The organism is Lignipirellula cremea, from assembly GCF_056501455.1.
Genome location: NZ_CM151415.1, coordinates 4,894,329 through 4,915,673, shown reverse-complemented (window position 1 = coordinate 4,915,673; position 21,345 = coordinate 4,894,329). Strand labels below are relative to the sequence as shown.

Annotated in this window: 20 protein-coding genes; 10 read left to right on the top strand and 10 right to left on the bottom strand. The window is 64.7% G+C overall.

Going from position 1 to position 21,345, the window contains the following annotated elements:
• Nucleotides 1–5: 5 nt before the first annotated feature.
• Both SH602x_RS19100 and xylB read right to left on the bottom strand, forming a co-directional pair.
• Nucleotides 6–971 (bottom strand): ornithine cyclodeaminase family protein, encoded by a 966-nt coding sequence (locus tag SH602x_RS19100; protein ID WP_479473831.1) that lies wholly within the window; start codon nucleotides 969–971, stop codon nucleotides 6–8.
• Between the two features lie 193 nt (nucleotides 972–1,164).
• On the bottom strand, nucleotides 1,165–2,889 hold the full coding sequence (xylB, locus tag SH602x_RS19095; protein ID WP_479473830.1) for a xylulokinase: 1,725 nt from the start codon (nucleotides 2,887–2,889) through the stop codon (nucleotides 1,165–1,167).
• Between the two features lie 230 nt (nucleotides 2,890–3,119).
• Between xylB and SH602x_RS19090 the strand changes: the two genes are divergently transcribed.
• Nucleotides 3,120–4,058 carry a hypothetical protein gene (locus SH602x_RS19090; protein WP_479473829.1) on the top strand — a complete coding sequence of 313 codons (939 nt, stop codon included), beginning with the start codon at nucleotides 3,120–3,122 and terminating at the stop codon, nucleotides 4,056–4,058.
• Between the two features lie 59 nt (nucleotides 4,059–4,117).
• On the opposite strand, the gene SH602x_RS19085 is transcribed toward SH602x_RS19090, so the two are convergent.
• From SH602x_RS19085 to tsaB, 5 genes are all read right to left on the bottom strand, one after another.
• Nucleotides 4,118–4,645: an MgtC/SapB family protein gene (locus SH602x_RS19085; protein WP_479473828.1), complete on the bottom strand. Its 528-nt coding sequence runs from the start codon at nucleotides 4,643–4,645 to the stop codon at nucleotides 4,118–4,120.
• A gap of 173 nt (nucleotides 4,646–4,818) precedes the next feature.
• Complete coding sequence (locus SH602x_RS19080) at nucleotides 4,819–6,342, bottom strand: NfeD family protein (protein WP_479473827.1); 1,524 nt, start codon at nucleotides 6,340–6,342, stop codon at nucleotides 4,819–4,821.
• Nucleotides 6,343–6,362: 20 nt separating this feature from the next.
• Entirely contained in the window at nucleotides 6,363–6,833 is a 471-nt protein-coding gene (locus tag SH602x_RS19075; RefSeq protein ID WP_479473826.1) for a hypothetical protein, read from the bottom strand.
• Between the two features lie 24 nt (nucleotides 6,834–6,857).
• A complete protein-coding gene (locus SH602x_RS19070; protein ID WP_479473825.1) occupies nucleotides 6,858–7,883 on the bottom strand; it encodes an endonuclease/exonuclease/phosphatase family protein in 1,026 nt (341 codons plus the stop codon).
• A 274-nt stretch (nucleotides 7,884–8,157) separates the two neighbouring features.
• Nucleotides 8,158–8,859, bottom strand: coding sequence for a tRNA (adenosine(37)-N6)-threonylcarbamoyltransferase complex dimerization subunit type 1 TsaB (gene tsaB, locus SH602x_RS19065; protein ID WP_479473824.1), 702 nt, complete (start codon nucleotides 8,857–8,859; stop codon nucleotides 8,158–8,160).
• A gap of 195 nt (nucleotides 8,860–9,054) precedes the next feature.
• On the opposite strand from tsaB, the gene SH602x_RS19060 reads away from it, so the two are divergent.
• Nucleotides 9,055–10,311: a S1C family serine protease gene (locus SH602x_RS19060; protein ID WP_479473823.1), complete on the top strand. Its 1,257-nt coding sequence runs from the start codon at nucleotides 9,055–9,057 to the stop codon at nucleotides 10,309–10,311.
• Complete coding sequence (locus SH602x_RS19055; RefSeq protein WP_479473822.1) at nucleotides 10,311–11,015, top strand: M24 family metallopeptidase; 705 nt, start codon at nucleotides 10,311–10,313, stop codon at nucleotides 11,013–11,015. The genes SH602x_RS19060 and SH602x_RS19055 overlap by 1 nt, the downstream gene beginning before the upstream one ends.
• A 153-nt stretch (nucleotides 11,016–11,168) precedes the next feature.
• On the opposite strand, the gene SH602x_RS19050 is transcribed toward SH602x_RS19055, so the two are convergent.
• From SH602x_RS19050 to SH602x_RS19040, 3 genes are all read right to left on the bottom strand, one after another.
• Complete coding sequence (locus tag SH602x_RS19050; protein WP_479473821.1) at nucleotides 11,169–11,501, bottom strand: hypothetical protein; 333 nt, start codon at nucleotides 11,499–11,501, stop codon at nucleotides 11,169–11,171.
• A 231-nt stretch (nucleotides 11,502–11,732) separates the two neighbouring features.
• On the bottom strand, nucleotides 11,733–12,386 hold the full coding sequence (locus tag SH602x_RS19045; protein ID WP_479473820.1) for a hypothetical protein: 654 nt from the start codon (nucleotides 12,384–12,386) through the stop codon (nucleotides 11,733–11,735).
• Between the two features lie 238 nt (nucleotides 12,387–12,624).
• A complete protein-coding gene (locus SH602x_RS19040) occupies nucleotides 12,625–13,320 on the bottom strand; it encodes a hypothetical protein (RefSeq protein ID WP_479473819.1) in 696 nt (231 codons plus the stop codon).
• A 218-nt stretch (nucleotides 13,321–13,538) separates the two neighbouring features.
• Between SH602x_RS19040 and SH602x_RS19035 the strand changes: the two genes are divergently transcribed.
• The 7 genes from SH602x_RS19035 to SH602x_RS19005 all read left to right on the top strand — a co-directional run bounded on the left by SH602x_RS19035 (nucleotide 13,539) and on the right by SH602x_RS19005 (nucleotide 21,180).
• The gene (locus SH602x_RS19035) at nucleotides 13,539–14,123 is read left to right on the top strand and encodes an HdeD family acid-resistance protein (RefSeq protein WP_479473818.1); all 585 of its coding nucleotides are present in this window, start codon (nucleotides 13,539–13,541) and stop codon (nucleotides 14,121–14,123) included.
• A gap of 11 nt (nucleotides 14,124–14,134) precedes the next feature.
• Nucleotides 14,135–14,620: a nucleoside deaminase gene (locus tag SH602x_RS19030; protein WP_479473817.1), complete on the top strand. Its 486-nt coding sequence runs from the start codon at nucleotides 14,135–14,137 to the stop codon at nucleotides 14,618–14,620.
• 122 nt (nucleotides 14,621–14,742) lie between these two features.
• Nucleotides 14,743–17,889, top strand: coding sequence for a proline dehydrogenase family protein (locus SH602x_RS19025; RefSeq protein ID WP_479473816.1), 3,147 nt, complete (start codon nucleotides 14,743–14,745; stop codon nucleotides 17,887–17,889).
• 177 nt (nucleotides 17,890–18,066) lie between these two features.
• Nucleotides 18,067–19,074 carry a DUF1559 family PulG-like putative transporter gene (locus tag SH602x_RS19020; protein WP_479473815.1) on the top strand — a complete coding sequence of 336 codons (1,008 nt, stop codon included), beginning with the start codon at nucleotides 18,067–18,069 and terminating at the stop codon, nucleotides 19,072–19,074.
• 166 nt (nucleotides 19,075–19,240) lie between these two features.
• Nucleotides 19,241–19,663: a secondary thiamine-phosphate synthase enzyme YjbQ gene (locus tag SH602x_RS19015; protein ID WP_479473814.1), complete on the top strand. Its 423-nt coding sequence runs from the start codon at nucleotides 19,241–19,243 to the stop codon at nucleotides 19,661–19,663.
• A gap of 277 nt (nucleotides 19,664–19,940) precedes the next feature.
• A complete protein-coding gene (locus SH602x_RS19010; protein ID WP_479473813.1) occupies nucleotides 19,941–20,264 on the top strand; it encodes a secondary thiamine-phosphate synthase enzyme YjbQ in 324 nt (107 codons plus the stop codon).
• A 355-nt stretch (nucleotides 20,265–20,619) separates the two neighbouring features.
• A complete protein-coding gene (locus tag SH602x_RS19005) occupies nucleotides 20,620–21,180 on the top strand; it encodes a hypothetical protein (protein ID WP_479473812.1) in 561 nt (186 codons plus the stop codon).
• Nucleotides 21,181–21,345 lie beyond the last annotated feature (165 nt).

Below are 21,345 nucleotides of genomic sequence, written 5' to 3'. Positions count from 1 at the left end.
ACGCCTCAACCGGATTGGGCTTCCACGACCAGCTTCGCGGCGGCGAGATCCTCGATCGCCAGGCCGACCGATTTGAACAGCATCCTGCCAGGGCGCACGGCGAGAAAGGCCGGGATCGCAGAGACTTCCGGCGCCTCGGCGGGCGACAGGAGGAGGTCGCCCAGTTCGATCGTTTGCGACCACTCGAACGAGGCGTTTCGGGCCGCCGCGATCAGTTCGCCCGCCTCGTTGCGGCAGGATTGCCGGTGGTCGACCACCACGTGCGAACAGGACCAGACGAATGCCGGATCGAACTCCTGCTTGTTCGGCCAGTTGGAACCCATCGCGACGAACAGGCCCTCCCGGGGGAGCTGATCCGATTCGACGACCGGCGTGACGGACGAAGTGGCGGAAATGACCAGTCGCATATCCCGTACGGCGGCTGCGGGCGAATCCGCCGGCTGAACGTCGATGAGGTGCTGCGCCGACATCCGTTCGCAGAATTTTCGCAGGCGTGCGGGATCCCGGCCGGCGACGCGCACCGATTTCATCGGCCGAACGGCGAGCGCTCCGGCAAGTTGACCCTCTGCCTGCCAGCCCGTTCCGAACAGCGCCATCGTGTTCAGATCGGGCGGCGTCAGTCGGTCGATCGCCACGGCGGTCGCGGCGCCGGTCCGCATCTGGCCGAGCCGATCGGCTTCGATGAACGCGAGCGGAAGGAGCGACTCGGTCGAGTAGAGGGCGACGACGAACTTCGCTCCCTGTTTGCTCGTGACATAGTTCTTCCAGGCGATCAGGTTCCAGACCGAGTCCGCCGCGCTCATCGCGTGCAGGATCATGCCGGGCGCCCGGACGCGCGTGCGAGGCTGCACCTCGGCCTTCCCCTGGGCCAGATGCACGAACGCCTCGCGCACCGCGTCGACGAGCGGCTTCATCTCCAGCAGCCGCTCGACGTCGGACTCGAGTATCCAGGGAACGCCGCGGTGGTTCATGACGAAGATCCTCGCGTGCCGGATAGCGGGGGACGGAGGTCCCCCAAGTTCGGCTGGCAGTCGCAGAATGCCAGCGCCTGGAACCGATAGAGCGCTTCGACGTTCGATCGTCGCTTCGCTCGATCGACAGGCTCGGGGGACTTCCGTCCCCCGCTAGCCGCTGCGGTCGCAGGACTCCGCATCGCTCGATCGGTCACCCTTCGCTCTTTTCCGAACGCGACTTCGACTTCACGGCCTTCTTCGTCGCGGTCTGGCCGTTCTTCTTCGCTTTCTTCTTAGCGGAGCCGGCGGAGGCATGACCGTTGGCGGAAGGCTCCGCCGCTTCGGCCTTCGCTGAAGTCGCCTCTTCCGACGTCGTCTCGCACAGTCCGCCTGTCGGCGTCGCGTCGAGCGCGGCGAGCTTCTTGAAGTCGTTCTTCAGCGAGCGGTAAAGCTGCTGATAGATCGGGAAGGCCGCGTTATGCGCCTGCACCGCGGCGGCGTCGCTGGGGGTTCGCTTCACGACGTCGATCGTCGCTTCGCAGGCTTCGACGACGTCCTTGAACGCCCCGGCGCCGGTCGCCGCGAGGAGCGCGACGCCGTAAGCCGGCCCCTGCTCCGCGTTGATGGTGCAGGCCTCCTGGCCGAAAACGTCGGCCTGGACCTGACGCCAGAACTGCGCCTTCGAGGCGCCGCCCGAGACGCGGATCTCGTTCACCGGCACGCCCAGGTCCTGAATGATCGCCAGGCTGTCCCGCATCGAGTAACAGACCCCTTCCACGATCGACCGCACGACGTGTCGCCGTTCGTGCGATACGGTCAGGCCGACGAAGCATCCCCGCGCATCGGGATCAGCGTGCGGCGTCCGTTCGCCCGACAGATAGGGCAGGAACAGCAGTCCGCCCGAGCCTGCCGGCGCCTTGGCCGCTTCCTTGAGCAGCACGGCGTAGGGATCCTTCGACTTCCCCTTGTCCTTGCCCTTCGCGACCAGTTCGACGCAGAGCTTCTCCGCGAACCACTCCAGCGAACGCCCCGCACAGAGGGTGACGCCCATCATGTGCCACTTACCGCGGACGGCATGACAGAACGTATGCAGGCGTCCCTGCGGATCGAATTGCATCTCGTCGCTGTGGACGAACATGACGCCCGAGGTGCCGACCGATGTGGAGAGAATGCCGCTCTTCACGACGCCGGTTCCGATGGCGTTCGCCGCACAGTCGCCCGCTCCGCCGACGACGAGGCAGTCGGTCGTCAGGCCCAGTTCCTTCGCCGCCGCCTCGGTCAGATTGCCGGTCACTTCTTCCGATTCGTAGACCTTCCCCAGCAGCGACGGATCGAGTTCCAGCTTGCCCAGCAGCTCGGTCGACCAGTTCCGCTTGGCGACGTCGAGCAGCAGCATTCCGCTGGCATCGCTGACCTCGGTCGCGTACTCGCCGGTCAGGCGCCGCCGGACGTCGTCCTTGGGAAGCAGGACCTTCTTCAGCTTGTCGAAGTTCTGCGGCTCGTTGTTCCGCAGCCAGAGGATCTTCGGCGCGGTGAACCCGGTCAGCGCCGGGTTCGCCACCATGCGGATCAGTTCGCTCCGTCCGCCCGCGCGGCGTTCGATCTCTTCGCACTCGGCCGCGGTCCGCTGATCGTTCCAGAGAAGCGCCGGGCGGATGACGTTGTCGCTCGCGTCGAGAAAGACCGAACCGTGCATCTGTCCCGACAGGCCGATCGCCTTGACGTCGGTCTTTTTACGACCGCTTTCCTTGACGACGGCGCGGACGGTCTTCACGACCGCCTTCCACCAGTCGTCCGGGTTCTGTTCGGACCAGAGGGGCTTGGGTTCCGAGCAGGGGTACTTGGCGCTCGCTTCCGCGAGCAGCTTGCCCGATTCGTCAATCAGGATCGTCTTGGTGCCCGACGTGCCGATATCGATCCCGAGAAAGCAACTCACGGCGTTCGCCCTGGGGGAGAGGAGAATCGCGGGAGCGTCCGGAGCGACCTCGCTCCCCTGACCCGCGACCGTCGCCGATGATAGTCGTGCAGCGCGAGAGGGTAAACAGGCGAAGCTGGGCGGTCGTTTCGGTCCGTTCGGTCCTGTACGCTCTTTCTCGACCTGCCGACGAATGCCGCTCCCTCGCTTCTCCGTTCGTCGTCGTCCGTCTTTCGGTCGGAGGATTACCGATGACCCAACCCTGGATTGCCGAGATCGAATCTGCCCTCGCCGCGAGGCTTCCGACAGAGTTGCGAGTCCTCTACGAACGTACCGACGGCGAAAGCGAAGGGACCGCCGAAGGGCGTCCGATGCGGCTGCTGCGTTCGACGGAAGCGATTCGCGACTACCAGGAGTTCAGCGAGATCAGCGACCTTCGCGGCTCGTGTCCGTTCTGGATCGGCGACAATGGCGATCGTGCCGCGATATTCTTCGCCGGTCCGTTGCTTGGACGGATCTATTTCTGGGAGCACATTAAGAACTACTCCTCGGAGCCCGTCGCCTATCGGTCCGTCGAGTCCTTTCTGGCGTCGCTGAACGCCGCAGCCGAGGAGGAAGTCGACTGGTACGAAATGCCGACCGATTACCTCGTCGACACGAGTTACTACTCGCACGGCGCCGGCGTCTGCAAACCGGCGACGGATGAGGAGATCGGGTCGGACCGCCTTGCCTTCCAGGCGATGCTCGAACTCTACCGCGCGGGCGACTTCAGGGATGACTACGACGAGCGCTTCTACGCGAGGAATGCGATCGCCCTCGCCCCGCCCGATGCGACCTCAGCGATCCTGGAGTTTCTCGATTCGGGCGACATGTACGTTCAGGAAGACGCCTGCAAAGCGCTCGGCCATCGACGATACGAAGGGGCGGTCGTGCGTCTGGAACGTCTCGCCTGCGAAGCGCGTGGCAACGGTCAGACCGCAGCCGTCGCGGCGCTCGGAAAGATCGGGACCGCCGCGGCCCGCGAAGCGATCCTTCGCTGCGTCCCGGCCTTCTCGACAGGACATGACTTCTGGCTCGCGAAGTCGCTGACCGATTCAGGCTGCGAAACTCGCTTCGAAGAGGATAAGTTCCGCCAGCGGACCTATTACTGGCGCCTGCCGTCTGCTTCGGAATGGAATCAACTGCGTTGACGCACGCAGAGAAAGTCGTTCGAGAACGCGCCGCCTGCCTTGCCGAATCGCGACGCAGCTCACGGCGCCGTGGGCGGCTTCGTCGTCAACCCGTTCGGCGCCGAAGAGTCGCCGTCGACGCGGTCGCCGGAAGGGCTCGCTCGCTTTCGCTCCTTGGGGTTGAGCCACATCTCCAGAAACTGCACCGGCACGAGCACGAACAGGGCGAGCGCCGTCGCCAGCAGGGTCAATCCGAAGTAGCCGAAGCCTGCGGCGGCGCCCAGCGAGGCGGCTGTCCAGAGGCTGGCCGCCGTGGTGAGTCCCTTGATTCCGCCGCGATCGCGAAGGATGGCGCCGGCGCCCAGAAAGCCGATCCCGCCGATCAGTCCGGCGAGCGTTCGCATCCGGTCGAGGTTCGGCGGCTGCTGGCCCTCCGCATATTCGCTCAGCCCGATTTCGCTGATGATCACGAACGTCGCGGCGCCGATGGCGACCAGAAGGTGCGTCCTGAGCCCGGCGGTCTTGTCGCGGAGTTCCCGCTCCAGGCCGATCGCCCCCGCGGCGAGCGCCGCCGCGCCGAGCCTGGCCGCCTGATCGAGATAGTCCATCCGCCGTTCGCTCCGCCTGCATCGATTCGATTCGTGAAGAAATCCTTACGCGATCTTCACGCTTCGACAAGCGGGAGGCGTTTCGCTCCCCCGTAGGGCTGGCGCCCTCGCCTGCCACGCGGCTGGTACCAGCTCTCTTGGCAGGCGAGGGCGCCAGCCCTACAAAAGGTGATTCACGCCTCTTCGGCCGCGCGCTCCACCACGATCTTCCTGCCTCGCAACTTGACGATCCGGACCGGTTCGCCCGCTTCGAGATACTCGCCCTGCGTGCTGACGGAGAAGCGGCGGTCGGCGAACTCAGCGATGCCGGTCGGCTTGAGCGGCGCGACGGCGACGCCCCAGTCGCCGACGAAGAGGGGCTCCGCGCCGGAGCCCGCTCCGGCTCCGATTTTCTTCCCGTCGGCGTCGACTTCGCCGCCCAGCGGATCGTAGGCCTCTGGCTTCAGAACCATCTTGCCGAGGCCGGGCAGCACGTGAAAGAAACGGACCAGCACGGCCAGCAGAATCGTCGAGGCGACGCACGCGCCGATCGTCACCGCGGCGGAGATCGACAGCGCCCGCCAGTCCGCCTGATCCGCCGGCAGGACGAAACTCTGCATGGCGAGAATCGTGCTCCCGATCACCAGCACGATTCCCGTCAGCCCCGCGACGCCGAACCCGGGCAGCACCGCGAATTCGCAGAGCAGAAAGACGATGCCCGTCGCGAACAGGATCACCTCCAGCCACTGCGCCGTGCCGCCGAAAAAGTGACTCCAGAAGAACAGGACGAAGCAGAGCCCCGCCAGGAGTCCCCCCACCGACAATCCTGGCGCCGAGAATTCCACGTAGAGCGCGATCAGGCCGATAGCGATCAGCAGGAACGACACCAGCGGATGGTTGAAGAACGCCGCCGCGGTATGGGTCCAGGTCCAGCGATGCTTCGACGGAACTCGATCGAGGCCGATCGCTTCCGCGAACGCCTCGTCGGACGACGCGAGTCCGGTCGCGATGCCCAGTTCCTCCGCTCGCTCGCCGGAGACCTCGAAGAAGTTGTTCTTTCGGGACTCGAAGACCAGTTCGCCCTGCTTCCAGTCCGCGGCGTCAGGCCGCGCGGCGATCTCCGCCTCCGAGAAGAATCCCGCGTCGCCCGTCGCCTCGTTGGTATGCCGAAAGACTTCCAGATCCTTGTCGACCATCGCTTCGGCGAAGGCGGGCGCGACGCCCGACTGGTTCGCGAAACCGCGGGCACGTAGCGCGACGTCGCTGCGCAGCTTGGCCTCCGCGAAGCGAAAGGCGCCGTCGAAGCCCGATTCGATGACGCCCACGTCGCCGAGCCTGGCCCCCGGCGCGAGGTAGCGTTCGTCGCAGGCGATGGTCGCCAGCGCCGCGCCGCTCAAGGCTTCCCGCGGCACGTAGGCGATGGTCTTCGCCAGCGGGCTGACCTCCTGAATCTTCTCGCACAGTTCCAGACAGGCCTGCAATTCGCCGCCCGGGCTGTCGATCTCGATCACGATCGTCTCCGCCCCGGCCTCCTCGGCCGCCTCCAGATGCCGCCGGACGAAGTTGGCCGTCGGTCCGAAGATCGGTCCGTGCAGGACGATCCAGTACGGCTTACCGGCGTTCGCCGCGCGCGGCGGCGCTGCCGCATCTTCCTGCGCGAGAGCCGGTAGCGCGAAGCTGAGAAATGCCAGGAGCAGGAGGAAAATGCGGGAAGACATCGGCCGAAGTCGAAGTGAGATCATCTGATCCAGACGATCTCGATCTTACCCTCTTCAGCATCGGCAAAGATCGTCGCGTCGCCGAACTTCCGAAGCCCGGGATGCGGAGTCAGGTACGATTCGTCGACCTCGCATCCGTACCGCAAAGCTTGCTCACGGCCCTCAGCATCTGAAGTACGCCATTGCATGCCCCACATGGCAGAGCTGGCTCCCTTCATCCATTCGGGCATCTCTTCCGGAGGAATGCGAAGTCGGAGTTGCATCCGGAAATCGTCAGCGGAATCTCGCCCCTTTGTTCCGTAGACGACTTCGAGGTCTTCCACCCTCTCCGGAACTGGAAGATTCCACCTTCGACACGCGCTGCGCAGACTCGACTCTGGGCCCCAGTCGAATAAATCGCTCTGCCACAGTGCGCTGCCGAGAAGCACCGCGAGAGTCGTGGCGATCCCGAAGATAACGAGCCAAGTTCCGAGACGTACCTTGCGCTGCATTCATTTAGCGTAGCAGACGCCTCGTCACTTCACCTCGAACTCCGCCACCAGCGGATAGTGATCGCTCACGTCGCGCTCGGCGACGGGGATCGGCCAGTAGTTCTCGCGGTGGTCGGTGTCGGGAGCGCCGCGGACGCAGGCGTCGCGAACGCGGGCGATCGACTGAAACACGAAGTCTTTCTTCCCCGCCTCGTCGGCGTTCAGGCTGGGGCTGACGAAGATCCGATCGTACGAATCGCCGTTCAGGTGCGTCGGTCGTTCCGCCGGCGGCAGATGAACGTGCAGGTCGACCATCTCGTCCTGCGGCGTCGGCGTGGAAAGGCCCGAGAGGATATCGACGTCCGTGCCGACCGGCGGAGGAAGCGCCTCCTCGTCGGTATTGATGTCGCCGAGCAGGATCACGTTCTCGCCTCTCGCCAGAGCGTCGGCCAGCCAGGCCTTCGCCAGCCGGCACTGCCGCTCGCGGATCGAGGCGCCCTGCTCCGCCGCCCGAAGGTGCAGGGTCAGCATCAGCAGCGACTGCTTCTCCTCGCCCTCGCCCCACTCGAAGCGGGCGAACAGATGCTTCTGCAGGTTGTAGAAGTCCTTGCTCGCGAACATCTCGCTCGATTGCTCGCGGCGGCTGAACTCGACCAGGCCGCTGCGGTACAGGAACGCGACGTCCTGCTCGGTGAAGACGTCCCAGCCCTCGGCGAAGGCGATGCGGAACTTTTGCCCATGCTGCGCTTCGAGAACCTTGGTCAGGTCCCGCAGGACCTTGCGGTTCTCGACCTCCTGCAGCGCGATGATCGTAGCGTCGAGTTTCGCGATGCCTGCCGCGGCGACTTCGACCTTCCACTGCCAGTCCGCAGCCGACGGCGCGGAGAGCTCCTTCGACAGATCGCTTTCGTTATCCCCCTGATGATCGTCGTAGAACCATTCCAGGTTCCACGTCGCCACCCGGATCGACTTCGGCAGCGGATCGGCGGAGGCGGTCGAAACGAACGCGAGAAATGCGACCGAGAGCGCGACCTGAACTGGTCGGAGCGACGGCGAATCGAAACGAAGCATGGCAGATCTTCGGCGGATGGACGAACGAACCGCGGCTATCTTACCGACGGGCCCTGCGAAGATTGCGTTAAGGCACGGTCGCCGTCGGCAGCGGTTGTCTTCGTGGGTGGCCCTGATTGCTTGCAATCGGGGCGGCGCAGCCGCAAGAGGAATCAATCTTCCGTTCATGTGCGACACGGAATCGCTCAGCGACTTCCTCTTGTCGAACTTCGTTCGCCCCAGATTGGCAAGCAATCTGGGCCACCAAAGGCACGAAGGAGGCGATTCGTTCGATCTACAAGTTCTCCCGTGAGTCCGCCTTCTCTTCCGCCGCGCTCTTGCGCAGGTAGACCGGCAGCATCGCGAAGACGTCGTCGGGCGGATGACCGAGGGCGATCCTTCTCGCGGCCAGGCGACCGACGGCGGACGCGTGCGGCACGGCCTGCTCGCCCGCGGGCAGAAACAGTCGCCGATTGCGGAATTCGGCCAGTCTCGCTTTCGGAACCTGTCCGAACAGAAGGGACTGCCCTTCCGGTCCGTCCAGCCACTCGTCGAGATCGACGACGGTCGCTCCGCCGTCGTTGTCGCTTCCCGGCTTCCCGAAGCGCTTCACGAAGACCTGGCCGCGATAGGCGTCGAGGATCGTCGCGAATCCCTCGGCCAGAACGTCGGGAGCCAACTCCTGGCGTGCCTGCTCCGCCAGCGCGTCGAGGGAGAGGATTCCGTAGACGGGCAAATCCCGGGCGAACGCCAGTCCCTTCGCCAGTCCGATTCCGACGCGCAGGCCGGTGAACGACCCGGGGCCGACGTCGATGGCCAGCGCCGTCACTTCGTCGAGATCCTTCCCCGCCTCGGCAAGGACCTCCCGAATCGCCGGCGCCAGGTACTTCGCCGCCTTCGTCTCGGGCGGAAGAACCCGGCTCGCCAGCGTCGTCTCTTGCTGCACGAGCGCGACCGAGCAGGTCTGCGTAGCGGTTTCGATCGCGAGAACGGTCATGCGGATGTTCTACGCAAGAACGCCTCTTCTGGCGAGCGGAGGGCGTGAGCCCTCCGTGTCCGCGTCGACGCATTCGATCCCAAGATCGACGGCGGACGCTCCCTTGCCCCATGGAGCCGACGGACCATTAAATACGCATAGTCTCGCGATGTGCTGCATCGCCGCTGCCGTCGCTTCGTCGGGAAAGGACGTTCCATGAAACGCGTCGTCGTCGCCTGTCTCTTCGCGTCGTTCGCCGGCGGATTCGCGGCCGTCGTCGCGATGCAGTCGCTGGAACGGATCGCCTTTTCTCAGGTCGCCGTTCCCCCCGGTACGACGCCGGGCGTCGCTCCGCCTCGGGGAACGGATCGACCGAGCGCGTCGCGGCTGCTGGCGCCGACGCGTCCGGACTCGCCCCTGCAATCCGAGCCGGGCCTCACGCCTCCCGGTGCCTTCATCACGCCGCCGGACGATTACCTGACCGACGACGAACAGGTGCACATCGCCGTCTACGAATCGGCGAACCGCAGCGTGGTCAACGTCACGACCCGCGCGGGCCAGGCGGAGAACTTCTTCCTGGGAGAGATGCCGAGCGAAGGGTCGGGCTCGGGATCGATTCTCGACCGGAACGGTCACGTGCTGACGAACTACCACGTCATCGAGGAAGCACGGGAGATCCAGGTGACGCTCTCCGACGGAGAATCTTACGAAGCCGGCCTCGTCGGGCAGGATCCGCTCAACGATATCGCGGTCCTGAAGATCGACGCGCCGCCCGAGCGTCTGTTCCCGGTCACGCTGGGCGATTCGTCGCGGCTCCGCGTCGGTCAGAAGGTGCTCGCGATCGGCAACCCGTTCGGTCTGGAACGGACGATGACGACCGGCATCGTCTCCAGCCTCGATCGATCGCTCCCTTCCCGGAACGGGCGCACGATCAAGTCCGTGATCCAGATCGACGCAGCCCTCAACCGGGGGAACTCGGGCGGCCCGTTGATGGACAACCGGGGTCGCCTGATCGGGATGAACACGGCCATCGCCAGTTCGACCGGCGAGAACACGGGCGTCGGCTTCGCCATCCCGGTCGCGACGATCAAGCGCCTCGTCCCGCAACTGATCCGCGACGGTCGCGTCATTCGCCCCTATGTCGGCATCACGCAGGTCTATCAGACCGAGGACGGCCTGCTCGTTTCGCAGGTGGCGCCGGGCAGTCCTGCCGAGCGGGCCGGTCTCCAGGGAATCAAGATCGTCGTCGAAACGAAGCGTCAGGGGCCGTTCGTCTACGAGCAGCGGAAGTTCGATCGCAGCCAGGCCGACCTGATCGTCGGCATCGAAGGGAAGCGGATCGAGACCGTCGACGAATTCATGACCGTCGTCGAATCGAAGAGCCCCGGCGATCAGGTGACCGTCACCGTCGTCCGCGGCGACAAGGCGACCGAGATCCCCATCACGCTCGGCAGCGCGGAGAACGGCGGTTGATGACGAGCGAGCGTGCGGCGATTCAGAGCTGCGTTCAGGCTGCCGCGCGCAGCGTGTTGTCCGAGATTGTTTCGTCGATCGGACCGATGTCGACCGAACGAAGCATTCGCGACGCCGCGATTGACGCCTTGGCGGCACGCGGGCTCGTCGAGACGTGGTACTACGATTGCCCGGCGCTCGTCCTCGCGGGAAGCCGTAGCTGCCTGTCGGAATCTGGTCGAACGTACGTGCCTGACGAAGCCCATGCGGTGGGAGAGTTCAATCTCGTGACGATCGATCTGAGCCCTTGTCGCGAAGGCGTGTGGGGCGATTGCGCTCGGTCGTTTTACGTCGAGCAGGGAGTCGCTAACCCGACGCCGACCGATCCGGAATTCGTCGCCGGTCGCCGTCTTCTCGCCGAATTGCACCGACGCGTTCGCGGTTATGCGACGCCCGCGACGACGTTTCACGATCTATGCGAATTCGCCGACGCGGCGGTCGTGCTGGCGGGATTCGAGAACGTCGATTTCTTGGGAAACTTCGGCCACAGCATCGAGACGGACCTGGATGATCGAATCTTCATCGAGCGGGGCGAGCGCGGACGGTTGATCGAAGCCGCCAGCTTTACGTTCGAGCCCCACATCCGGATCCGCGGCGGACGCTGGGGCTTTAAGCACGAGGAGGTCTACCGCTTCGGCGTGGACGGTACGATCGAGCTCGTCTGAGCGTCGAACGGTCGCAGCCACCCCGACACGGTATCGGCCGGCTTCGTTCGAGCGGTCTTAGATCACCCGAACGCGCTGACGGTCCGCCGTCGGGGCCTGACGCGCGAGACCTGCGGCCTGCACGAGTATTTTTGGACTCGCCCGAGATCGTGCTTACTGCTTCTTGCGCAGCTTCAGGTGTAAGTAATAATCGTTGTCCGTATTGAACGTGCTCGGACGACCTTCCGGATTGTCGAGAGAGACGTCGAGATGTCCCCAACTGATCTTCAGAATGCCGTCGTCGCCGAATTCGTAGATCCCGCGGAAGTACTGCGTCCGACCCTCGATCTTGAGGTCGATCTGCCGGGGGCTCGCCTCCGGATTCAGCTCGATTTTGAGCAGGCCGTCTTCGGCGTTCAATTTGCCGTCGGCGATCGTCAGGGTTTTCGGTTCGGTCTTCCTCTGACCGAAGGCGATGAACTCGACGATTTCGAATTCACCGGTCATTCGTTTCATGTCGCCGGCAGCCGCGTCCTGCGCATGCGAAGCGGACGCGAGACAGAAAGCCGCGACGAGAAATAGACACGCAGTTCGCATTACCCAGACTCCCCGAGGCGAAAATTTCAGAAACGGTCGTCGCTTCGGATAAGGCGAACGACGCGGTGCGAACCTTCGAATAGATTCGCGGTTCCGTCGAACGGATCGATCCGATCCGCTGACGGGCGATACGACGGAGCCTTACGGCGTCACCGGCGGGAGGCCGCCGCCGCTCGGGCCGCTTCGTGCGTTATTGTCGAGAACGACAGAGCTGACGTTCACGTGCGAGTGGCCCGTCTTGATCCAGCGGAAGGTGGACGGACCGAAGTGTTCGTCGAGCTCCGGAATCTGCCAGTCGCCCTGACGGTTCTTGAACATTCCGTCGTCGATCTTGACGTCGTCGATGCGGGTGATGACGTCGCCCACCTGAAAACGTTCGACGACGCCCCGGTTCATTGAGACCTTGAGATCTCGCAGCGGCGAATCTTTGTCGAGCGATATGGCGCGGGCGCCCCAGAACAGAAACGAGTTGCCGTTCTGGCCTCCGATCGTGATACGCATCCATTCGGCGACGAATTCGCCCTTCAGCGATTCGGAGCGAAAGGTCCCTCCCCGGGGCTGGATCAGCGGCGCGGTCTTCGCTCCGCCGAATGCGGGATCCGGATCGTCCTGGTCGATGACCGTGGCGCCGTCTTGATCGACGCCGGTCGCGCCGGTCGGATCGAAGACCGTCGCATCGACGGGATCAACCTCGAACTCCGAGAGATCCTGGCCGAACGCATGGCTCGCCGTCAGCGTCGACATGAGCGTGAGGCACGCTGCCCCGCGCAGGAGAAGAGCGAAAACTCTAGCCATCGAATGTCGTTTCGATCGTAAGGGTTGGCCGTATCGTGAGCGGCGGACGCGTCCCCTTCGATGGGGGGGTGCAGAGGGAATGGATCGTACTTTAACTATGAGATCCCTGCGGTGTTCGCCAAACCGCAATAAACTTCGGTTGTTTTTTACCGAGAGGGACGGACGCGCCTTGCTGTTCTCGTTAAACGCTTGAGCGACCGACGGTCGATGCGAACGGCCTAAGAAAACGTCGTCGGCCCTATCGCTTCTTCTTCCTCCTTCGCAGCGACCTCTCAGTCGCAAGTTCTTTGAGCGGCGCCCCGGCCCAGTCCGGCGCTGGCTGCGGATCGGGCGTCAGATGTTCGAAGTCGGCGAGCAGTACGTCGTCGGCCTCGACTCGCTGAAACAGTCTTCCGCCCCGCGAGAAGAGCAGACGGTTCCGATAGTCTCGTCCGCACCAGTCAGCGTCTTCGACTTCTGGCGACCTCGGTGCATGCGCGAGCAGAAACGCACGAGCCTCTTCGAATTCCGACGTATCGCCGGGGGCGATATGCAGGCCGGTCGGAGGGAAGTCGGGATCGGGCTTCGACCTGGAATTGCGGAGAGAAAGAAGCCGCGATCCCTGAAACCGTCCGCCTCCCCAAGGCGGTCCGCAACCGTCGGCGTTCGGCCAGAGCGCAAGCGCCTTCAGCCAGGGGATTCGGCTGACCGCCGTATACGCCTCCGAAATTGACGTCCCGCTCCGGCTGTATTGGCGGACGAAATAGACGAGCAACGCTCCGTCGGGCGAAATGTCGCACGCTCCTTCGGAGACTTGCCCCTTGATCCAGGCGCCGTGTTCGAACGTATCGCGATCCACATCCCAGCGGATGACGTGGTACCAGTCGCTGGGACCGCGACGCAGGATCACGCCGACCGGCGCCTGCGCGGCGAAGATCGCGAAGAGTGTCGCCATGGCTTTCGGCAAGCGGTGATGCTGAAGAGGAAATCTCGCGACGGCGGTGTGCCGTTCCACGAAGCGTTGGTCCGCTGACTCCGACGATCTCACGCGAGGCGAGGTTCGTCGTCGGGAAATCCGCACGTCGATCTGGCCCGCCGTACATTCTCGAACCCCGCTCGCTTGAGCGGCATTCGTCGGCGAGATACGTTGAGCAGACCTTAGGAGCGGGAAACATGAAAGTCGCGAAGCGTCCGGGCGTCGTCTGGTTGATCGTCGTCGGCGCGTTCGTCGCGGCGCTCGGTCTGTTTTCGATCGTGCTCCCCTACGTCGCGGGGACGGCGGTCGCGATTCTGGTCGGGGCCGCGCTGCTGATCGCCGGCCTGGGCGAGATCATCCAGAGCTTTTCGCACCAGTCCGCCGCGCGAAAGCTGGGGGGACTGATCCTCGGCGTGATCACGGCGATCGCAGGCGCCGTCGCGCTGTCGGAGCCCTGGCTCGAACTCTCCGTGCTGACGCTCATGCTGGCGGGCGTCCTGATCGCGAGCGGCATCTGGCGAGTCGTCGCCGCGTGGTCGTTCCGCCAGACGGGCGGCTGGCTGGGCCTCGCCTTCAGCGGCCTTATCGGCATCGTGCTGGGCGTCATGATCCTGATGGGCTGGCCCGAGACGAGCATGTGGGCGATCGGCACGCTGGTCGGCGTCGACCTGCTCTTCACCGGCTTTTCGCTGATCGGTCTGGGCCTGACGCTCGGTAAGATCGCGTCCGCGGCAGACAATCCTTATCGCGAAGCGGGCGCTCCGCCGACGGCATCCGTTTGACGAGCCAGCGTATGAGCGGCGCCGACGCGAAGTTCCTCGACAGGGCGATCGAACTGTCCCTGACCGATATCGAGGCGCCCTTCGCCCGACCGTTCGGCGCGGTGATCGTGCACGACGGGGCGATCGTCGCCGAGGCGTTCAATACCGCCGCGCGGTCGAACGATCCCACGGCCCATGCGGAGGTGAACGCGATCCGCGCGGCCTGCGTTCGCTTCGCCTCGCACCGCCTGCCGAAGGGCTGCCAGCTTTATTCGTCGGCAGAGCCCTGCCCCATGTGCTTCGCCGCCGCCTTCTGGGCCGGCATCGGGGAGATCTACTTCGCGGTCCCGTCGCAGGCGCAGTCGAAGTACGGCTTCGGCGACGACCAGCTCGCGTCGCTGCTCGGCGGCGCCGAACGCGCGCGGGGAACGCGACTCGACACGTCAAGTGTCGAACGCGCGGAGGAAGCCTTCCGCCGCTTCGCCGACAGCCATCCCGACTGGCGTAAGCAGGGCTGAATCGTCGAACGGGCGGAAATCTGTACGCGCCGGATCTGGCCGAGCGCTCGAATTCCGTTATGATGGAATCGTTTCTAGTCGGATCGGTTTCAGGGTAATGACGCGATAAGCGAGGCTCAGGGATGCTGTCGCCGCTGCATGCGGATGCGATCGAGGTCGATCGTGCTCCCTCGTCGATCGAGAAACTCGACCGGGCGGCTCGTCAGCGAATCGAAACCAGGACCCAGGCGCTCGGTCGGGAACTGCTCGAACGGGCGCCGGCCAGTTCCGCCGGCCTGCTCTCGCGGCGTTACTGGGACGAGCGCCTGATGGCGCTTTCGATGCGCAGCGAAGCGCTCAAGACCCGGCTGTTCCGCTTCGTCGACGTTTTGCCCGCGCTTCGCGATCCGCAGTCGATCGCCGGGCATCTCGAAGAGTATCTCTCCGGCGTGGAGGGCGAGCTTCCCTTCCCCGCACGGTGGGGCTATTCGTTCGCCCGGTCGACCGGCCTGACGCGAGGACTGCTCGCGAAGGCGGCGCTGCTCGGCACGAGCAACTTCGCGCGGAAGTTCATCGCCGGCTCGAACGTGCAGGAGGCCGTCGCCGCCGCGGGGAAGGAACGCCGCGCGGGTCGCTGCTTCACGTTCGATATCCTGGGCGAAGCGGTCGTCAGCCAGAAGGAGGCCGACGCCTACTTCCAGGGCTATATCGACCTGATCCGCGGCGTCGCGAAGGAGGCGGCGAAGTGGCCGGAGGATCCCCGGCTTGACGCTTCGCCGTACGGTCCCCTGCCGCGGGTGAATCTGTCGATCAAGCTCTCGGCGCTCGACCCGCACTTCGACGCGATCGACTTCGACGGCACGAAGGCCCGCGTCGGATCGCGGCTGGCCGAGCTGCTCCGCGTCGCGCGGGAAGCCCGCGCCTTCATCAACGTCGACATGGAGTCGTACGAGAAGAAGGACCTCACGCTCGCGATCTTCAAGGACGTCCTTTCGCAGCCCGAGTTCGCGGGCGTCGAAGACGTCGGCATCGTGATCCAGCGTTACCTCGTCGATTCCGATCGCGACCTGGCCGAGTTGCAGGAGTGGGCTGCCGATCGCGGGACGCCGGTCTGGGTGCGGCTGGTGAAGGGCGCCTACTGGGATTACGAAACGGTGCACGCCCTGGCGATGGGCTGGGAGATTCCGGTCTACCAGAAGAAGAGCGAGTCCGACGCCAGCTTCGAACGTGCGACGCGATTCATCCTGCAGCACACGGACGATCTGCGGCCCGCGTTCGGCTCGCACAACCTCCGCTCGCTCGCGTACGCGATGGCGGTCGCCGAGGAATTGGAACTTTCGCCGGCACATTACGAAATCCAGATGCTGTACGGCATGGCCGACGCGGAGAAAGAGGTTCTCACGCGGATGGGCCGACGCGTGCGGGTTTATATGCCGTACGGCGAACTGATCCCGGGCATGGCCTACCTCGTCCGCCGGCTGCTGGAGAACACGGCCAACGATTCCTTCGTTCGCGTGCGATCGAGCGACGGAGCGTCGGCGGAGGCGCTGTTCCGGGATCCGGCCGCGTTCCTAGAAGACTCGATCGCAGCGACAGAACCTCGGAGGGCTGACGCCCCCCGCTCAGAGGAAGCGAAACCGATGACGACGTCCACTTTCGTCTCGAAGCGTTACGCCAGCGACTTCGCGAACGAACCGCCGGTCGACTTCACGAAGGAGGCGAACCGGCAGCGCATGACCGAGGGGCTGGCGAGCGTCCGCCAGTCGTTCGGGCGCGTCTATCCGCTCGTGATCGCGGGCGAAGAGATCGCGACCGACGATCGGATGGAGAGCCGCAACCCGTCGAACTGGTCGGAGATCGTCGGCACGTTCGCGTGCGGTAACCGCGACCACGCCGATCGAGCCGTTCGGTCGGCTCACGAAGCGCTGCCGAAGTGGTCGGCCCTGGGCGCGACTGCGCGAGGCGACTTCCTCCGCAAGGCAGCCGAGCGGATGCGCTCGCGGAAGTTCGAACTCGCCGCGTGGACCGTCTACGAGTGCGGCAAGCCCTGGCGGGAAGCGACCGCGGACGTCGACGAGGCGATCGACTTCTGCAACTTCTACGCTCGCGAGGCCGAACTGCTCGAAAATCCGACCGGCGGCGACGTGCCGGGCGAGGAGAACCGCTTCGTCGTCGCTCCGCGCGGCGTGACGGCCGTGATCTCGCCCTGGAACTTCCCGCTGGCGATTCTGACCGGCATGACCGCCGCGGCGCTGGCGACGGGCAACACCGTCGTCATGAAGCCGGCGGAGCAGTCTTCGATCGTCGCCGCGAAGCTGATGGAGATCTTCCGCGAAGCCGAACTGCCGCCGGGCGTCGTCCATTACCTGCCCGGGCGAGGCGAAGAGGTCGGCGCCGCGCTGGTCGAGCATCCGCTCGTCGCGCTCATCGCCTTCACCGGCTCGCGGCAGGTGGGGCTCGCCATCAACGCGCAGGCGGCGGTGGCTTCCACGAAGAACACGAAGTTCGTGAAGAAGGTCATCGCCGAGATGGGAGGCAAGAACGCCGTCATCATCGACGACGACGCCGACCTCGACGAGGCCATCCTCGGGGTCACGAAGAGCGCTTTCAACTACGCGGGACAGAAGTGTTCCGCGTGCAGCCGGCTGATCGTGCTGGCCGGCGCGTACGACCAGGCGGTGGAGCGACTGCGCGACGCGACGATGAGCCTGCACGTCGGTCCTGCCGACGATCCCGCGACGGTCGTCGGCCCCCTCATCGATCGGGAGTCGCAGGAACGCGTGAACAAGTACGCCGCCATCGGTCGCGAGGAGGGACGCGAAATCGTCGGCGTTCGCAGCGACGACGCACCTCGGGCCGAACTTGCCGCGCGGGGCTGCTTCGCGGGGCCTTATATCTTCGCCGACGTCGCTCCCGACGCGCGGCTCATGCAGGACGAGATCTTCGGACCGGTGCTGGCCGTCACGAAGGCGAACTCTCTCGACGAAGCCTTCGCCATCGCGAACGGGACGGACTACGCCCTGACCGGCGGCGTCTACTCGCGCAGCCCCCGCACGCTCGAACGGGCGCGGCGGGAGTTCCTCGTCGGCAACCTCTATCTCAACCGCAACATCACCGGCGCCATGGTGGGCCGCCAACCCTTCGGCGGCTTCAAGATGTCCGGCATCGGCAGCAAGGCAGGCGGCAAGGACTACCTGCTGCAGTTCGTCGTTCCCCGCGCGATCTCCGAAAACACCCTTCGCCGGGGTTTCGCCGCCGTCGCGGAGGATTCGACCGACGACGGGCGGTAGTTCGGAGAAGGGGGCGTGCGCAGGTCGAACTTTCCGATCGCTGGCGCTTGAAGCCGCGATCGAGGACCCAATGCGCGGTGGCGCTGCCTCTTGCACTGAGGCTATCCGAGGGTAAGCTAGGCGTCTTCTGAGACTAATTCTCAGAATCAAAAGGCCCTCCTGCCCTGCCCGCCCGCTATGCGAATCGCTCGCCCCGCCGGCTTCACGCTGGTCGAACTGCTCGTCGTCATCGCCATTATCGGCGTCTTGGTCGGTCTGCTTTTGCCCGCGGTGCAGGCCGCGCGAGAAGCCGCCAACCGCATGTCCTGCTCGAACAACATCAAGCAGATCGGCATCGCCAACGCGAACTTCGAGGCGACGTACAAGCGCTACCCCGAAAGCTTCCGACCGACCGGCGCTTTGCCGGCCGGCGGGTGGTGTGCCCAGGCGCAGTGGCTCCCCTTCATGGAGCAGGTGCAGCTCGAAAGCACGATCGACTACAGCCTGCCTTACTCGGGTCAGACTTACACTCAGGGAGGCGTGACCCAGCAGATCAGCGCCTTCCGCGTTCCCGGATTCATCTGCCCTTCGGAAGTTCGCGACGAACAGCGGGTCGACGGCTCGACGATCCACTATCCGATCAACTACGGCGTCAACGTCGGCGTCTGGTTCGTCTGGGATCCGGCGACCAAAGAGACGGGGGACGGCGCCTTCGTTCCCGGCAAGCAGCTCAAGCCGGCGTCCGTGACGGATGGCCTGTCGAACACGATCTGCGTTTCGGAGGTGAAGGCCTTCGCCCCCTACTTCCGCGACGGCGGCAACCCCGGCGCGGCGAACGCCCCGATTCCGGCTGACCCTGCCGCCGTTCTCGGCTACGGCGGATCGTTCAAGGCCGACTCGGGTCATACCGAGTGGGTCGACGGCCGCGTCCATCAGACCGGCTTCACCGCCTGCTTCCCGCCCAACACCGAGGTCCTCTACACCTCGGGCGGCATCGAGTACGACGTCGATTTCAACAGCTCCCGGGAAGGCCTTTCCGCGACGGCCAGGACCTACGCTGCCGTCACTTCGCGGAGCTATCACAGCGGCGGCGTGAACGTCGGCCTGCTCGACGGTTCGGTCCGCTTCGTCGGCGAGACCGTCGCCCGCGACGTCTGGTGGGCCTACGCCACTCGCTCGGGCGGCGAAGTCGCCAGCCTGCCGTAAGGCCGATCGCCTGCTGATCCGGGCCCTCCGCGCTAGCGCGTCTCTTCGCTGCAACTCAGCTCCCTGCAACTCCACTCGCCCGGCCCGAACCTCTTCGGCGCCGGGCGAATCTCGTTTCTGGCGGCGCCGTTTCCGCCGAACGTCCTGCCTGGTCTACGATTCACGTATGAAAACGCTGACGCAGGAACTCTGGATGGAAGTCCCCGAACGCCGGGCCATCGTCTCCCTCCACCGGGAAGTCGAACGGCTCGTCGCCCAGTCCGGCGTGCAGGAGGGCCTGGTCCTCGTCAACGCGATGCACATCACGGCCAGCGTCTTCATCAACGACGACGAGAGCGGGCTGCATCACGACTACGAGGTCTGGCTGGAGAAGCTCGCGCCGTTCGACGCCTCGCCGAAGACCTACCGCCACAACCGCACCGGCGAGGACAACGCCGATGCCCATCTGAAGCGCCAGATAATGGGCCGCGAAGTCGTCGTCGCTATCACCGCCGGCAAGTTGCACCTCGGCCCGTGGGAGCACATCTTCTACTACGAGTTCGACGGGCGAAGACGGAAGCGGGTTCTCGTGAAGATCATCGGGGAGTAGAGATTTGCGACTGCTTCCGCACGGTTTCTTTCTTCTGGCGCTGCGCGGGCAAACGGCGATCGGTCGTCGGCCCCTGCCATCGAAGCAGGAGGCGTTGGACGGGCTGCGTCGCCTGACGGGTCAAGATTTCGGCTTCGACGTCGACGCATGGGCAGCGTGGATACGCTGCAACCGTGCAGGCCTATATCGTCGAAGGACCGACGCCACCTGACGCCGCATCACGACTGCTTCGCTCGCTTACTTGCTTCTTCCGTCGTGCCGTTGATCACGAACTCCAGTGTGTGTTCACTTCTGCGTCGTGAACGCGATGCACATCACGGCCAGCGTCTTCATCAACGACGACGAGAGCGGGCTGCATCACGACTACGAGGTCCGGCTGGAGAAGCTCGCTCCGTTCGACGCCTCCTCCAAGACCTACCGCCACAACCGGACCGGCGAAGACAATGCTGACGCCCACCTGAAGCGTCAGATCATGGGCCGCGAAGTCGTCGTCGCCATTACCGCCGGCAAGTTGCACCTCGGCCCGTGGGAGCACATCTTTTATTACGAGTTCGACGGACGACGGCGGAAGCGGGTTCTGGTGAAGATCATCGGGGAGTAGCCATGAGTAGGGATCCCGAACGCCTCATCAAGGCTCCAGCGAAGGTTCTTGCATGCCTTCGTCGGGGGCATCTGACCGTTTTCCTGGGATATGGACTTGGACAGGCGAACGGCGGCATTCCAACTGAGATTCCGATGGATCTTGTTCCGTTCGACCTTCGACTACCGAACTCCGAGTTCATCGTGGTATGGCACAGGTCCCTAGAAGGGATCGTCGGCGTCGAGCGAAATGCTGAGGTTGAGTAGAACTGACCTTCGCCATCGGTCTTTCCTGTCAGCTACCGCTTCGCTCGCTTGCTCCCTTCTTCCGTCGTCGCGACGATCAGGAACGGTAGGTATCCTCGGAGAACAACGTCATGTGCCGATACGCGTTCTCTGGCCCGTACAAGCGCCACTTCGCCTGCTTCGCGTGTCGGAAGGTCTTCAAGCAGCCGCAGATCGAGGATTTTCTCGCGTCGCGCGGATACCGCTACGTGTTCGGAGAACTCCGCCCTTTCTGGTCGATGCCGAAGGAGCTTGATCGTCGCGAGGCCGAACTGGGACATCGTTTGGCGGACCTCCATGAGGAGTACCGCAGCGCCGCGCGTCGCTGCCCCCAGTGCGGCGAACCGATGATCGACATGGGGCTGGATTTCAAGGCGCCCCCGCAGAGGGACGTCAAAGCCTGGCGAATGCTGCTCGGCATGTACCGCGTCGGACACGCCTTCCATACGTGCGGATGCGACGGTCCCGGCTGGATTCCGAAGTCGACCGCAGAGTATCGCGAGTACCTCGTAGATCGCCGGAGCAGTTACGCCGACCAGCTCGACGGAACCCGGCGCTGCGCCGATCTCTCGGCGGACGAGAAGAAGGAGGCTGGCGAGTACTGGTCGTCTCGAATTCGGGCGGTCGAGACGGAACTCTCTGCCGTCACGTAGCGGAGCGGTCTACATCGCGAATCGCTTCGTCTCCGCAGCGACGGAGAGCGTTAAGCTGCGCAGCCATCACGCCGCGTGAAGTTGCGCGCAACGCGTATCGGCTTCGCATATCGCGTCGTTCGCATTCAGCGGACGCTCTTCGGCCGATGCGGTTGATGAACGCGC